Source organism: Pseudoalteromonas sp. MM1 (assembly GCF_030296835.1).
Classification (GTDB): domain Bacteria; phylum Pseudomonadota; class Gammaproteobacteria; order Enterobacterales; family Alteromonadaceae; genus Pseudoalteromonas.
In genome coordinates this window covers 386386-403483 of the sequence record NZ_AP027923.1, presented here as the reverse complement: position 1 = coordinate 403483, position 17098 = coordinate 386386, and the positions used below count along the sequence as shown (strand labels likewise).

6 protein-coding genes are annotated in these 17098 nt (G+C 41.5%); all 6 read right to left on the bottom strand.

The window, feature by feature from the left end; all coding sequences use genetic code 11:
- Nucleotides 1–17: 17 nt before the first annotated feature.
- Entirely contained in the window at nt 18–8495 is an 8478-nt protein-coding gene (locus QUE46_RS18410; RefSeq protein ID WP_286249254.1) for a SpvB/TcaC N-terminal domain-containing protein, read from the bottom strand.
- Nucleotides 8496–8572: 77 nt separating this feature from the next.
- Entirely contained in the window at nt 8573–8755 is a 183-nt protein-coding gene (locus tag QUE46_RS18405) for a hypothetical protein (RefSeq protein WP_286249252.1), read from the bottom strand.
- Nucleotides 8756–8980: 225 nt separating this feature from the next.
- Nucleotides 8981–11236 carry an acyl-CoA dehydrogenase gene (locus QUE46_RS18400; RefSeq protein WP_286249251.1) on the bottom strand — a complete coding sequence of 752 codons (2256 nt, stop codon included), beginning with the start codon at nt 11234–11236 and terminating at the stop codon, nt 8981–8983.
- A 259-nt stretch (nt 11237–11495) separates the two neighbouring features.
- On the bottom strand, nt 11496–12524 hold the full coding sequence (locus QUE46_RS18395; RefSeq protein WP_286249250.1) for a zinc-binding dehydrogenase: 1029 nt from the start codon (nt 12522–12524) through the stop codon (nt 11496–11498).
- Nucleotides 12525–12538: 14 nt separating this feature from the next.
- Entirely contained in the window at nt 12539–13948 is a 1410-nt protein-coding gene (locus QUE46_RS18390; protein WP_286249249.1) for a TolC family protein, read from the bottom strand.
- Nucleotides 13941–17093: an efflux RND transporter permease subunit gene (locus tag QUE46_RS18385; RefSeq protein WP_286249248.1), complete on the bottom strand. Its 3153-nt coding sequence runs from the start codon at nt 17091–17093 to the stop codon at nt 13941–13943. Before QUE46_RS18385 ends, QUE46_RS18390 begins: the two co-directional genes overlap by 8 nt.
- Nucleotides 17094–17098: the final 5 nt, after the last annotated feature.

The following is a 17098-nucleotide window of genomic DNA, read 5'->3' as shown; positions in this document are numbered from 1 at the left end:
ATATTTACCGCCCCCTATTAAAAGCTTTGACAATAGCCCGCCGATTGACAGTTCTGCAACCCAAGCATATTTGATCGCCTATGGGCCACCGAGTTATTACCATTCTCTATACCTCGAGAATGAGAAATCTCATGACCTAAGTTAATAAGGCCCCTCTCAATTGGGGAAAAGGTTCCAGAGATTTTGCCACCGTTGTAATCTTTTGGCACATAAAATGTGCCTTTAAAGCCAAGCAAGCTACTTCGATATAACGTGATTGTATCGAACAAGAAGTAATTCGTGCGTTCCGCATTCAATGATGTTCTCCTTATATCAGACCCGACATCAGCTCTCAGCCATTTTTGATAAACTTCGGCATCTGTAAATTCATACCTTTGGCTTTTCCCACCTTTGACTTCAGTCCCAATATATACATCCTCAAAGCTCAAGTTTTTATATTCCTTCCCTAAAGGAGAGTCTTTGAGTGCTTGAAAACGCCTTTGACGCTCTTCCGCTGTTCCTTCAGTGGAGTAATCTGTGACACCAGTCCCTGAAGACCTCGGTTCGACCTCTTCATCTACACCAGTCTGAGAATAATTTGAATTCGATGGCTCTTGCTGTTTGGCTATATTCTGCTGCCCTCCCAAATCAGATATAGCTTGCCCGATTTGTCCGGCACCTTTAGCCATAGCACCACTAACTTCTGCACCATTTCTGAAATTAACATCTTTCACAACGGTACTACCTACAGTCTTACCATCTACCTTAACTTCAACCTTCATATCACCACAGGACTTGATCCTAGTGCCTGTTGCTGCTGCGCAGTAACCTGTTGGATCAGTTCCAGCAAGTGGATTGTTCATGATGTAGGAGTATGGATTGATACTCTGGCTATCACCGGGGCTTTGGATCACAGGGTCTACAGACATAAACCGACCAAGGTTATAATCGTACACCCGACCGTTCATATGAATGAGCTCTACATTATCTAAATGTTCGTGGTCAGTAAAGCCTCTTCGTGTTTTGGCATCCGCCATATCACCGAGTTTTGAATCTCCAAATGCTTTTAAGCCGCCACTGGCTAGCCGTGGTTTACCAAATGGGTCAAAATTTCGCTCTGCTTCTACTTGTCCGTTATGGTCGGTAAATACCCGTGCACTGCCTAAGCGGTCTCGATGGGTATAACGAATACTTGCACTGGCCCCTGTCGTTTGGCTTATAACGGCTATGTCGTCTATGTAAGCTCGCCATGTGGTTTTAGTGCCGTCGATTTCTTCTTCATACAACTTATCGCTATAAAAAGTGGTTACGCTGCCATTCACTTGCTTAAAGCGCATGTGTTGTGGGCCATAGGTAAAGGTGAGGGTTTTACCGTTTTTTATAATTTGTGTGGGTTTATCCATCGCATTGTACGTTGCACTTGTAAGCCCATCACCTCGCGTCATATTTCCACGTGCATCATAACTAAATACTTTCCAACTGCCGCTGCGTAGCACACGCTTTACTGCATTCGGGCCACCTGTTGCACCGTTAGTGTAATCGTATTGTGAGGCGTAATCCGATTTAGATAACAGATTGCCCACCGCATCATAGCTGTAGTCAATCGTGGTAATGCCATTAACAGCGTTACTTTCTAAACGGTGCAGTGCATCGTAGCTGTAACTTTCACTAAAATTGTGCTGGTTGCCAATACTCCCCGAGGTGATATCAACAGCTTTTAAATTACCAAACCCATCATACGCTGAGTAATTAATACTCATGATATTGCTGTTATTTTTTGCAATGGTTTTAAGGGTCATCTGACCATTCTTAAGGCTGTAAGCGGTATTTTCACTTAACCCATTACCTAATGTCCCCTGTGATATATTACCAAACACATCATGTTCAGTGATAGTTTTAAACACATAGCCACTGGCGGCATTTTTTACCTGCGTTTGATAGCCTGCATCGTTATAAATGTACTCTAAGGTAAGGTTATTCGGGTAACGTAGCCCTTTTACACGGCCATAGTTACTGTCGTAAAATGTGGTTGTTGTGTAGCTTTTACCACTACCAATAATAGTTTGGCTACTAGGACGGCCTCGACTATCGTATGCGTAATTTTTTGTTACGCCATTACCTGCCGCTTGATTTAACTGCCCTAGGCCATAGGTAGCGCCATCATAGCTATACGCTAACGTATTTTCACCTGTCGCGGTGCGTCGTGTAACGCGCCCAAGTACATCGGTTACATAACTGATGGTTTTATTATCCGCTCGGGATTCATGTTGTAATTCACCAAAACCATTATATTGAAAATTAGTGATACCTTGATTTGGATCGTTTACCTGCACTTTTTGACCAAGTGCATTGTACATTGCCACAATGTTATTGCCGTTAGCATCTTGAATAACGATTGGTAACCCTTGCCCATTATAGCTATAACGTGTAATTCCATTGTTTGCATCAGTTGTTTGCATTAGCTGCTTAAGGCTATTGTAAGTACGCGACATATCTAGCGTGATGCCATAACAACTATCATAAACTGTTATGCCTGTGGCAAGTTCGCTGTATTCGTAGTTTGTAGTCATATCACCGCAATGTTGATTGGTTACTTTTTCAGTTACGCGACCGAGTGTATCGTGTGCGGTATAAAATGTACCAAATACTGAGGCATGCTCTTTATGTGGTACAGATTCAAATGTTTTATAACCTACACTGTTATAAACAACATCACTGAATATCCAATCGCTATCAAAACCTTGTACGGCAGTGCGTAGTGTACGACCTAACTTATCTATATAGATTTTTTGGGCTGGTTGCCCGGCTGCCACCTTTAAGACTTGTAAAGCTGCGTGTTCGGGAGCTTGTGTATCCGGTGTTTGTACTGCACTGTACTGAATGGGCATACCCGCAGTTTGAACGCTGTACGGACGGTTGTAATCATCATAGCCATAGTTGGTTACTTGATAATTACTGCCACTGAGTTGTTGGCGCGTTTGTGTTACTTGCCCCGTAGCGGGGTTCACATTGGTATAACTTATATGCCCTTTAGCATTGATTTGCTTGTGGGGGAAATAGCCGTCGCTTGCCTCGCTGATGCCATTTTTACTGTACGTAGTTGATGTCGTCCGCGTTTGGTCAACCCAACTGCCGCTACTGTTGCGTACTTTGGTTGTTTGACTTACAAGGTGCGGTAAGCCGTAATCATTAAAAGCAGTCGTAACTGTACTGCCATTACCCGAAATAGCTGAGCCTATTTTACCACTAATTTCGACTACACCAGCCTGACGACTGCTATGATATTGAGAATAAACAGTTGTATTAGATGTTTTTTGATCGAGTGTTACATTCGTTATTGGGTCATTACTATTACGCTCTTTAATTGCGTTTTTTATCACTGTTTTATTAGTGAGTTTATTTAACCACCAACTGCTTTTATCGTTCTGATAAGTACTAGTTTGGGATGTTGTATATACTCCCCAGTCGTCATTAATCTCTACCGAGTTGGCTGTTACATTTGCATATTCATCAATTCCAATTATGGTTTTATTGGTAGATGTAACAACACTTTTAGAATCAAGATCTCGCGTTAGCTGCGTTGTAGAACGAGGATATACATTATAAACACCTGATATAGTATGGTTCAGGTTATCCTGCCAGTCAGTACTTGAATAACTTAATGCATTAGCTTCCAGGCTTGCTGATTGTAATAAATTATAACTTCGCACGTTATAGTCATTTACCGCAAAAGTAGCTTGGCGTTCTAACTTACCCTGATACGGAAAGACTTGTTTAAAGTCTGATTGTGTCACGAGCCCTCGACTTACATCTTTTTCTATAATGCTTTTAAAGCCCATAAAACCACGGCCGAACTGGTTATACACAGCGCCTGCATAGCTATACGCTGTTTCTGTCGTGTCGTTCAAACCATTACTTTGCAGGAATGAATTCACAACGTACATGCTAGATGCAAAATTAATATACCCTGGCTCTGATATAATGCTGTTTCTCAGTGAATCATATTCAACTTTGCTACTCGATAATGGTCGTTGCTGCCATTTGGCTTCTTTACCTAGGCCATCTTTAGCTGCTAACATAAGATCTACAGGGGCATAATCACGACCGCTCACTCCTGAACCAGTACCGTAATTACGATTTATAAACACACCGTATTGTTCAGTATATGCAGAAAAAGTCCCCTCAGCATTTCCTTGATTAGAAAAGCCAGGCTCTGATGTATGATTAAATACTAAGCTTCTTAAGCCTGTTCCGTATGCATCAACAAATGCTGAATCATATGGGTTCCCCACCAGATTTGTTTCGCTTTTTGTTACACTCAACTCCCCGGCACTATTTTGACTAAAATGTAATGCATCAAATTGATAAATACTTTTATCGAGTGAACTACTATCAATTGGGGTTAAAGAGCTTCGATCTCCTGGTCGTGTTTCCCATTCACCATATAACTGATCACCACAAAAACGATTTCTACCTAAAGAAGTGCAGCGGGTCAGTAACCGCTTACCTGGCATCAATAGTTCAGATATTCCGTCATAGTTAATATCTTCAATAAGAAAGCCTCTTCCATATTTAGGTACTCTGCGCGTTACCCACTCCCCAGCGTTATAAAGTACCTTCTGCTCTACCGTTTCGATAAGATTGTTACTAAGGGTATGTTTTGGCGTAAATACTAATTCCCCTTTATTTAACCTATAAGTAAGAGAAATAATATTTTCGTTATATTCCCACCCAAGCCAATCAGTTAATCCATCACCATTTAAGTCAATAAACATACTCAACTGGGGCTTTAGCGTTCCTAAGGTAACACTAAATGGCAAGGCATGATCGTTTTGATAATTATCATCACCTAAAAGTAGTGTTTTTGGGCGGGCCTGTAATGGCGGAATAATATCTTTAGCCCCCGTACTAACATGCATTATATCTATTGTGCCATCGCCGCTAATATCACCTAATACTGTATAGTCATCTAAAAGAACAGTGGTATACAAATCGCTAGCTGTACCTTTTGTAAGACTAAAGCTAAATTCAGGACGAACGTAAGGTCTGCTTACATTTTTTTGATGCAAGTAAAGTTCAATTTTAGGTATATCACTTGCAATATAAAGTAATATGTCTGGCCAACCATCATTATTAAAATCTGCAATTTGCCGTATATGGCTTTCTCTTAATTCAGGTTTTAAAGAAGGAGGCATTTCGATATTTGTCGAAATTAATCCTTCACTAGACAAATCGAACATTAACTCTTGATTTTTAATTGACCATTCATCAGTTATTCCATCTAAGTCAATATCCCCTTGGCTGCATTCATGTCTAAGTGTAAATCGGTTAAACTGGCATGAATCTAACGCTATATTGTTGTGGCTAAAGTCCCCCTCAGCATTAACAAAATAACCTGACCAATCTCTTACGCCATCACCATTTACATCGCCTCTTGGTAAAACCTTGCTTATTGATTTTTCGTTAGGATAAAGTATGTTACTTTCCCCGCCTAAAGGCTCCAGTATTAATACTTCTTGAGTATTATTCCAAGTAAATAAAGTTGAAGGTAAGCAATAATTATTGCTAAAACATTGAGAAACCTCATCTAATAGTTCTTTACCCGATGCAGTACTCTTTTGGTAATTTAGCTCATAACTCCAAACATTTTGATTAACGTTAAAAATATCAACCTTGTGGAGTCGTTGTGTAACAACTGAGCGACCTCCAAACGAAAAGCGTTCGTGTATTTTATTTCTCGGCTCATAAATAAATTGTACTTTTTGCTCTCCTTTATTATTAACCGAGCTACCGGTATAAGAAATCTGATCTAGCAACAACTCTGCAGTTCCATATAAGGCATAGTCATAATGAATATAATTATTCTCGGTTGCATCATGTTGATATTCAACCAACCACGAATAAGTAGCGGTCCTACCTTCATGTATTACTTTTGAGTCAATTGTTTTACCAAAATATGACACTCGACCGTTTTTATACTCAGCTTTAAACCACGTAGATGTGCCATTTAGTGAGCCACTTTGCGTTACACGCACAAAACTATCAATTTCAGTGCGGTATTGTGTGCCTGAATTACCATAACTACCCGATGTAGCAATTAAACGCTGGCCGTCTAAACAAAGCCGATCGTTACTATTATATTGTGGACTTTGTGTAAACCCATCTTGTGCATAAGTTGCAGCGCAGCGTGTAATACTAGAACCAACTGAAAGAGCCCACCCAACACCCGCAATACCATTACCACTACGAGATGAATAATTTAATGATATTTCTGGCTGCATTCCAGAACGCCCAGGGGTAAGCTGAATCGGAAGTTGATATGTAGCCGCACCACCACTTACACTAGCCTGCCCCTTAATTGCACCAATTGCTGAAAAGTCTGGTGCTACAATATCAGTAGACTCTTTATCTAAAGGAATAATAACCGAGGTCTCTGTTGCTAATTCTATTGGTGATTGAATTAATACACTTATAGACTCAGTGGTAACGAGTTCATTCTCATCTGTTACCCTTAGAACTATATTAGTACTTCCACTTTGGCTTGAGGCTTCAACTACAAGGTGGGCTTTTCCATTTATAAAAGTAACTTTTAGCTCTTTAAATAATGATGGATTCATAGCATCAACATCCAATCTTAAAGAACCCAAAGGTGTTTCTTCATCACTAACACTAAAATCAATACCGATACTTTCATTAGTCAACAGCTTAATCGAATTAGTTCCAGTAATACGTGGCCGATCATTCACACTATTTACAGTGAGCCTAAATGTATCGTCTCTCGTCGCACCGTGACTGTCTTTAACACGGATACGAATGTCTGAATACCCATACCTATTCGCCACCGGAGACATGCTCATTGTCCGCGAAGCGCCACTCCCTCCAAAAACAATGCGATTCGTCGGCAATAGTAAAGTGTTTGAGCTGCTTACAACAGAAAGAACAAGGCTTGAAGTGCTTGTTTCAACATCACCCACTGTAAAGCTTATCGCTTTTGTGGTGTCTTCGTTTGTTGACTGGTTCGCTATGTTTGTGATCGTTGGTGCGTCGTTCACACTATTTACAGTGAGCCTAAATGTATCGTCTCTCGTCGCACCGTGACTGTCTTTAACACGGATACGAATGTCTGAATACCCATACCTATTCGCCACCGGAGACATGCTCATTGTCCGCGAAGCGCCACTCCCTCCAAAAACAATGCGATTCGTCGGCAATAGTGAAGTGTTTGAGCTGCTTACAATAGAAAGGGCAAGGCTTGAAGTGCTTGTTTCAACATCACCCACTGTAAAGCTTATCGCTTTTGTGGTGTCTTCGTTTGTTGACTGATTCGCTATATTTGTGATCGTTGGTGCATCATTCACACTATTTACAGTGAGCCTAAATGTATCGTCTCTCGTCGCACCGTTACTGTCTTTAACACGAATACGAATGTCTGAATACCCATACCTATTCGCCACCGGAGACATGCTCATTGTCCGCGAAGCGCCACTCCCTCCAAAAACAATGCGATTCGTCGGCAATAGTGAAGTGTTTGAGCTGCTTACAACAGAAAGCCCAAGGCTTGAAGTGCTTGTTTCAACATCACCCACTGTAAAGCTTATCGCTTTTGTGGTGTCTTCGTTTGTTGACTGATTAGCTATATTTGTGATCGTTGGTGCATCGTTCACACTATTTACAGTGAGCCTAAATGTATCGTCTCTCGTCGCACCGTTACTGTCTTTAACACGAATACGAATGTCTGAATACCCATACCTATTCGCCACCGGAGACATGCTCATTGTCCGTAAAGCGCCACTCCCTCCAAAAACAATGCTATTCGTCGGCAATAGTGAAGTGTTTGAGCTGCTTACAACAGAAAGACCAAGGCTTGAAGTGCTTGTTTCAACATCACCCACTGTAAAGCTTATCGCTTTTGTGGTGTCTTCGTTTGTTGACTGATTCGCTATATTTGTGATCGTTGGTGCATCGTTCACACTATTTACAGTGAGCCTAAATGTATCGTCTCTCGTCGCACCGTTACTGTCTTTAACACGGATACGAATGTCTGAATACCCATACCTATTCGCCACCGGAGACATACTCATTGTCCGCGAAGCGCCACTCCCTCCAAAAACAATGCGATTCGTCGGCAATAGTGAAGTGTTTGAGCTGCTTACAACAGAAAGACCAAGGCTTGAAGTGCTTGTTTCAACATCACCCACTGTAAAGCTTATCGCTTTTGTGGTGTCTTCGTTTGTTGACTGATTCGTTATGTTTGTGATCGTTGGTGAATCGTTCACACATGCAACATTAAAAGTAAGCTTAACAGGATAACGAGTCACATTTTGGCTTACAGTTTGATAATTAGCTGAATAGGTTCTATAGGATGCGTATTGTATTCGAGGCTTATCTACATTATCTTTTGTTGCAAAGGCAAAAAAGCTTTGGATAATATTTAAAATAGGACTTGTTGAGTACTCAACAAGCTCATCGGATTCTAGAGATATAGACCTAATTGGGTTATTGCCAGAATCTATCAATGAGACATTTATCGTTGTTGTATCTACACCACAAAAATTAGCCTTTGGTTTATAAACAAATGAATCTGTATTAAAACTTAAAGTCCGTTTTTTGGTTTTATAATGGCGGCTCCAAAAAAGGCTTCCCGTGCACCTATAACACGCCAAACCTCCCAAATTCTAACTGTTTTACTTCCATCTTCAGTTAAATTAAATTTATCAGTAACAGCCGAAGACATTAAAGGAAAAACGAATAGAAAAAAGCACAACATATATTTCACAAAACAATCCTTGTTGGTTGTTATTATTATTTTATTTAATATTTACATAATTACATTTCCGTAACAATTTCATATAATCGAACTAATGGAGCGACACCTCTGAATACTAAATTCGATTGTTAATATAAAAAAGCCCCGCTTGGTTTTAAACAAACGAGGCTCCACACTAATTTTTTAATCATGAATAAAAGCGCCGATACTGCGGGCGCTTAGCATCATTGAATTTTATTGATTAACTACACTTTTAAGTGGGTTAACTGGCTGTGCGTTGTCATCTAGTAAGTTCATATCAAAATCGAACTCATCTACACGAATCGCTTTTTCACGCTTTTTGTTGTAATCAACTAATTGCGCGTGCTCAGCCGCGGTAATTACGTTTGCCGCTAGTGCGTTATCAAGTGTAATAGCAAATCGTGTACCTGGCTTAATTGTTTTAGCGCGCAGTGCTTTTTTAACTTTAGCTAGCTCACCAAGTGATGCCATTTTAGCTTTGTAGGCTTGTTCATTAATGTAATGACCATCACCCTCTACTGGTTTAACTAAATGCGTAATTTGCGCTTTAAATGCAGTATCAAGCTGCGCTTGCTTAGCTAATTCGCGAATTAAATCATCGCTAATTTTTGGCATTTTAGTTGAGTAGTTCATAGTTACAAAACGTATAAACTTACGAGTACCACTTGCAGGGAAGTTATCTAAAAACTTATGCAATGCTTCTTCAGCGCTTTGCAGTGCAAAACGAGTTGCGTAATGGAAGTAAGGTGCTGCTTGCTCACGCTCGCTGCTCGCTACTTTTTGCTCGTAATACTTGATTGATGCCATTGCCGCATATAAAAAGCTCATTACATCGCCTAAACGTGCTGAAAGCATTTCGGCTTGTTTTAATTTACCACCAAGTACAAGTAACGAGAAGTCTGCGTACACCGCTAATTTAGCTGATAATTTATGCACGGCTTTTTCGTATTCACGTACTTCTGGTAGCGCTGAGTTTGCGCTTGCAGTAAATGGTAAAACGCCTAAACGGAACGCACGTAAGCTGTTTGCGGTGCTGTAACCAATTGTTTTACGTAAAATGCCGTTAAATTCTGCATCAGCGCCTTTATCTTCACTATGAATAGATTCAACCATAGATTGTAAATATGGGTGACAACGCATAACACCTTGACCAAAAATCATCAGGTTACGAGTAAGAATGTTCGCGCCTTCTACCGTTATTGCAATTGGTTGTGCAACATAACCGCTTGCAAGGGTATTTTGCGGACCATTTTGAATTGCTTTACCTGCTTGAATATCCATTGCTGAATCTAGCACGTCGCGGCCAAGCTCTGTCATGTGGTATTTAGCGATTGCTGTAACAACTGATGGTTTTAAGCCCATGCCTAAGCCTTCAGTTGTAAGTACGCGCATTGCTTCTTGAAGGTACGTTTTACCTGCAATGTCGGCTAGCTTTTCTTGAATGCCTTCAAACTGGCCAATTGCTAAACCAAACTGCTCGCGTACTGCTGCGTATTCAGATGCTGATTTAAACGCCACTTGTGATGTACTTACACCCAGTGCAGGTAGTGAAATACCACGGCCAGCACCTAAACAGCTAACCAGCATTTGCCAGCCGCGACCGATGTTTTTCTGGCCGCCAATAATAAAGTCCATTGGTACAAATACTTTGTTTCCGCGTGTAGTACCATTATAAAAACGAATACCCATAGGATCGTGACGGTTACCGAGCTCTACACCTGGGTGATCTTTAGGAATAAGCGCACAGGTAATACCTAAATTTTCTTTGCCGCCTAGTAAACCCTCAGGGTCCACTACTTTAAACGCTAAACCAAGTACCGTTGCAATGGGTGCCAATGTGATGTAGCGCTTGTCCCATGTGATTTCAAGGCCAAGTACTTCTTCGCCGTTGTACATGCCTTTGGTTACAGTACCAATATCTGGAATACCGCCTGCATCAGAACCCGCCTCTGGGCTTGTTAGTGCAAAACAGGGAATGTCTCTGCCGTTTGCCAGGCGCGGTAAGTAATGTGCTTGTTGCTCTTGCGTACCAAAGTGAAGTAGTAGTTCACCTGGGCCTAGAGAGTTAGGAACCATAACGGTTACTGCTACTGCAGAGCTTTTAGTTGCAATGGTTGCCACAATAGTTGAGTTTGCATAAGGGCTAAACTCTAAACCACCAAACGATTTAGGAATGATAAGCGAGAAAAAACGCTCTTTTTTCAAAAATTCTAATATGTCATCTGGTAAGTGAATACCATTTTGAATAACTGAATCGTCAATCATGCCAAGTAACTCTTGTACTGGGCCATCTAAGAATGCTTGCTCATCTGCGCTTAATGTGGCGGCAGGAACATCGCGCAGCGCGCTAAAATCTGGCTTACCTTGATAGATAGACCCTTCTAGCCACACATCGCCCGCGTCTAGCGCTTCTTGTTCAGTGATTGAAATGCTTGGTAATACTTTTTTTAATTTTGTACGTAAACTCATGATTGAACTCATCCGACCAGATAAATAATACCTACATTACGTCATAAAAATGAGTTTAGATCAATTACTCTATTCAATTAATTAACAGTTTTTTCAATTTATTTTCTTTACGGTGACGTAAACTGTTGAATCTAAAAGGCTTACACTTGTGCGCTGAAAAACACTTTTTAGCCGCAATTATGCCTAAAACATCAAATTTTATTTAGCCATAAAAAAACGCAGCCACTTGGGCTGCGTTTTTAAATTAAAGTGGGGAGAGTTAACTGCTTATTTGCACAATGTGTTTTCCTGTAAATCCACCCGCTATTTGATTGTTTAAAGCAGCACTTACGGACTCTGCAGTAAAATCAACGGCAGTAATGACCGGTGTTTTAATATCGCCCGAAAGCGCGCCCTCAAGTAACAAATTGCCCATAAAACTTAAACGTTGTTGCGCACATAAACTGTTTGCAAGCCACGCACCACCAATTGAAACCACACTAATATTAGGTGCTCGGCGGTACATTAAATTTTGATCAAAATGAGGCAACGGGTTTAAACACGCGATACGGCCGCAAAAGCGCATTAATTCTATATTTCGCAGAGTTGATGTACCGCCCATTGTATCAATTACAGCATCAAAACCTTGTGGGCCAAGCTCACGGCGAATTTTGTCACACAACTTTTTATCGTTGTAGTCAAAAACAGTATCGGCACCTAGCTTCTTGACCAATTTGTGGTTACGTTTTGATGCAGTAGCAAATACATCAGCGCCACGCTGCTTAGCATATTGAATGGCAAACTGACCTACCGCACCAGAGCCACCTTCAATTAAAACTGTATCACCTTCGGCAATTGCAATTTTATCTAAGCTGATAAGTGCTGCCATACCCGCGCAAGGTAATGTTGCCGCTTGCGCAGGACTGAGCTCATCGGGCACAACCGATACAGCAAAATTAGGTACTTTAGTGTACTCACTCAATACCCCTTGCTCGCCAATATTGGCGTGCCACATTACTCGCTCACCCACATTAGGGAACACACCTTTATTAGCTTTAACCACCACACCTACAGCATCAAGGCCTAGTATGTGTGGGTATTGCCATTTACAAAAGCCTGTTTTAGCAAAATGCGCATCCGCAGGGTTGAGGCCCACGTACTCCACTTTTACCAACAGTTCGTTGTTGGCGCACTCGGGCACATCCACTTCAACATCGTGTAGGCAAATTTGCTCATCGGGTTGTGGAAGTACAATTGCCCGCATTGTTTGCGGAATATCGTATCTATCTGACAGTTCAGTATTGCTCATTCAATTAACTCTACTTATTTTGCGCTGTTAAGTGCATAGCTCCATTGGCCATTAAACGCTTGATAAGCGTTAACTTTTGCAAGCAATGAGGCAATCGTTGTGTCAACAGCATTTTCTTGGGCTATTAAAACATCCTGACGCGCATCTAACAACTCTAAGTACGGTATTTGTCCTTCTTCGTACATTGCTTGTGCTTGTAAAAACGCTTTATTAGCAAAACCAAAACGCTCATCTGCAAACGTTTTTTGTTGCTGTTGGTTGACCAACATTTGCAGTGAAAGTTCACTTTCAGTCACCGCACTTAATACTATTTGCTGATAGTCGCTGTAAGCAGCTTCACTTAAAAACTGCTGTGCGTCGCGCTGAGCAAGCAGTGCTGGATAACTTAATATTGACCACTGCAACTGTGGCGCAACTTGCCATTGTTGGTCAGTATTTTTTAATCCTGTGCTGTCTATGCTCACCACACCGGCAAATGCGGACAGGCTAATATCTGGCAGTAGCGCTTTGCTTGCAGCTACGCTCAAGCTATTAGCTTGACTAAAATCATAAAGTGCACGGCTAATATCAGGGCGCAGTGCAATGGCTTCATTGGCATTTTTAAGCGCTACGCTAAAGTCGTGTTCAAGTATGTTTTGCTCATCGTTTATAGCTATGTCTTTGGTTAATTTACCACTAAGCACGGCCAGTGCCGATAAATCACTGTATTTAGCATACTCTATAGCTGGCATTAGAGCTTCTTGCTGCCTAAGCTGTGCCATAGTGCGGTTTAAATCAAGTTCGTTAGCAACTCCTTCGTCTACACGTGCTTGCAATACTTCAATACTTTGTTCAAGTGCTTCAATTTGCATTGCAATAATCTGCTGTTTTTCAACATTGCCTTGGTAACTTACAAAGCCTTTCACCACTGACGATACAACTTCAATTTGCAGTAAACGCACCTGCTCGGCTTGGCTCATGGCCGATGCATTTGCTGCATCAACCAAGGCTGTAATTCGACCAAACAAGTCAAGTTGCCAATCAAGCGCGACATTTGCACTTGATTGGCGATCAAACACACTGGGGGCATCGCTTCGAGCTGCACCTACTTCAACACCACCTTGTGGTAAGTATTGCGCTTTTTGCTCGCCTAATCTTGCTAGTGCACTTTTCAGCGTTAATTGACTCGTTTGTAAGTCGTAGTTATTTGCAAGCGCGCTATTTACAAGAGCATTTAGCTGCTCTGACTCTAGCTTTTGCCACCAGTTAGTTTCATCAGCTGTAGCCACATTGCTTGCAATATTTGCCTGTGCTACAAAATCGTTAATGGCATTTTGCTCACTGTGTGTATCTATTTTGCTTGCGCAACCAGATAAAACAGCAGCCACTAACACAGCACTTAGCGTTAAGCGCGTTTTTACACGTTTAGTCATTAACTTAGCCATGTGATAACTCCTGCTCTTTTTGCTGCTTTTTAACAACTAACATGTAAAACACTGGGGTAAATAGTAAACCAAATACGGTTACCCCTATCATGCCTGCAAACACCGCGTTACCCATAGCGTGGCGCATTTCGGCGCCGGCACCCGTTGCAAGTACTAGTGGTACAACCCCTGCTGTAAAGGCAATTGATGTCATTAATATAGGGCGCAAACGCATACGACATGCTTCAAGTATTGCCTCTAGGTGCGTTAATCCTGAGTCGTGTCTGTCTTTTGCAAACTCAACCATTAATATCGCGTTTTTAGAAGCTAAGGCCACCAGTACTATTAACGCTATTTGGGTGAATATGTTGTTGTCTGAGCCTACAAGCCATACACCTAATAGCGCAGAGAAAATAGTCATAGGTACAATTAGTATTATTGCCAGTGGTAAACGTAAGCTTTCGTACTGCGCTGCAAGTACCATAAATACAAGCAATACAACTAACGGGAATACATAAACCATAGTATTACCGGCAAGTACTTGCTGGTAGGTTACTTCTGTCCACTCGTATTCAATACCCGTCGGTAGATTATCTGCCAGTATTGCTTCGATTGCTGTTTGTGCTTGATCAGAGCTGTAACCTGGTGCTGGGCTGCCGTTCAATTCTGCACTAGGGTAACCGTTATAGTGCATTACGCGATCTGGACCTATGGTCGGTGTCACAGTTAGTACAGAACCAAGTGGCACCATGTTCCCTACGCTATTACGTACTTTTAGGTTAAGAATTTGCTCAGGATCAAGGCGGTAATCAGCATCAGCTTGCGCATTTACTTGGTAAGTACGACCAAACATATTAAAGTCGTTTACATATACTGAGCCTAAGTAAACTTGCAGTGCGTCAAATACTTCATCAAGTGGAATACCTTGAATAAGTGCTTGTTCACGGTCAATGTCTATGTCCATTTGTGGAACTTGAATTCTAAAGCTTGAGTAAAGGCCCATTAATGCAGGGTCTTGTTGCGCCTTACCAATAACCGTTTGTAGGCTATTGAATAATGCTTCAAACCCTTTATTTGCTCTGTCTTCAAGTTGCAGTTTAAAGCCACCGGTTGTACCTAAGCCTTGAATTGGCGGTGGCGGAAATACTGCAACAAATGCTTCATCAATGGCTGCAAAACGTTGATTTAGCTGCGCAGCGATGGCCATTGCCGATTGGCTAGGGTCTGTGCGTTTATCAAAGCTTTCAAGTGGTGTAAATACAATGCCGCTGTTCGGGCTATTAGTAAACCCATTAACCGATAAACCAGGAAACGCAACAGTGTGAGCAACGCCAGGTACTTCTAACGCAATTTTTTGCATTTGCGAAATTACATCTGCAGTGCGGTCTAAACTTGCTGCATCGGGTAATTGTGCAATAGCCACTAAATATTGCTTATCTTGCTGTGGAATAAAGCCACCTGGTACGGTATCAAATAATTTAATTGTGCCGCCAACCAGTGCAACATAGGCAACCATCACAATAACAGTCATACGAATAAGTTTTTGTACTAGTTTTTCGTACCCTTTAGCACCACGATTAAATACGCGGTTAAATGGTTCAAACAACCAACGGCCAAATAATTTATTCAGTAAACGCGTAAACGCATCAGGTTTTGCATCGTGCGATTTAAGTAATAATGCCGATAACGCTGGTGACAGTGTTAGTGAATTAAATGCAGAGATAACAGTAGAAATAGTAATAGTTAGTGCAAATTGCTTGTAAAACTGACCCGATAAACCGGTAATAAATGCAGTTGGAATAAATACCGCACACAACACTAAAGCAATCGCAATAATCGGGCCTGTAACTTCAGTCATAGCAACACGTGTTGCTTCTAATGGCGATAGCCCTTGCTCAATATTACGCTCTACGTTTTCAACAACAACGATAGCATCATCTACAACAATACCAATTGCTAGCACCAAGCCAAACAACGACAGCGTATTAATAGATACGCCTAGCCATTGCATAACCGCAAAAGTACCAATTAGAGATACAGGCACCGCAATTAAAGGAATAATAGATGCGCGCCATGTTTGTAAAAATACAATTACAACAATAACAACTAATGCGATGGCTTCAAGTAAAGTAGCAATTACCGCATCAATTGAACCACGTACAAATACCGTAGGGTCATATACAATGTCGTACTCTACACCCGCAGGGAAATCTTTTGATAAGCGCGCCATGGTTTCGCGTACTTGATCAGAAAGCTCAATTGCATTTGAACCAGGGCGTTGAAAAATAGGCATTGCAAGTGCAGGCTGGTTATCCATCTCAGCACGAAGTGCGTACGTATCAAGGCCTAAGTCTACACGTGCTACATCAGACAAACGTGTTAATTGCCCCTGTTCACCTACTTTTATGATAACGTTTTCAAATTCTTCAACACTACTTAAACGCCCTTTAACGTTTAAGAGTATTTGAAATTGGCTATCGTTTGAAATTGGCTGCGCACCTAAGCTACCCGCTGCAACTTGTTGGTTTTGCGAGCGAAGCGCTGCAACTACATCTGTTGCTGTGAGTTCACGTGCAGCAAGCGCATCAGGGTTTAGCCATACGCGCATTGAGTATTTGCCACCACCAAATAAACGAATATCACCTACGCCTGGTAAGCGTGCAATTTCATCTTTAATGTTCAAATCGGCATAGTTAGATAAATACGCTGTATCGTGAGTTTTTTCAGGCGAATATAAGTGCACCACCATGGTTAAATCGGGTGATGATTTTTCGGCTACTACGCCTAAACGCTGTACTTCTTCTGGCAAACGTGGCAATGCACTGTTTACACGGTTTTGTACTTGAACCTGCGCACGATCTAAATCGGTACCTAAAGCAAAAGTTACCGTTAAAGTCATGCGTCCATCACTAGTACCTTGTGAAAACATATAAAGCATGTTCTCAGTACCGTTAATTTCTTGCTCCAGCGGTGTTGCCACTGTTTGCGCGATAACGGTTGGGTTTGCACCCGGGTAGCTTGCAGTTACAACCACTGTAGGTGGTACTACTTCTGGGTATTCACTCACTGGTAGTTGAAATAGTGAAATACCACCAGCAATTAAAATAACCAACGACAGCATGGCCGCAAATATTGGGCGCTGTATAAAGAAATGCGAGAATTTCATCAATA

Excerpts from the sequence above, each read along its gene's own strand:
- QUE46_RS18400 (WP_286249251.1), bottom strand. The coding sequence starts at position 11,236 with ATGAGTTTACGTACAAAATTAAAAAAAGTATTACCAAGCATTTCAATC.
- QUE46_RS18390 (WP_286249249.1), bottom strand. The coding sequence starts at position 13,948 with ATGGCTAAGTTAATGACTAAACGTGTAAAAACGCGCTTAACGCTAAGT.
- QUE46_RS18395 (WP_286249250.1), bottom strand. The coding sequence starts at position 12,524 with ATGAGCAATACTGAACTGTCAGATAGATACGATATTCCGCAAACAATG.
- QUE46_RS18385 (WP_286249248.1), bottom strand. The coding sequence starts at position 17,093 with ATGAAATTCTCGCATTTCTTTATACAGCGCCCAATATTTGCGGCCATG.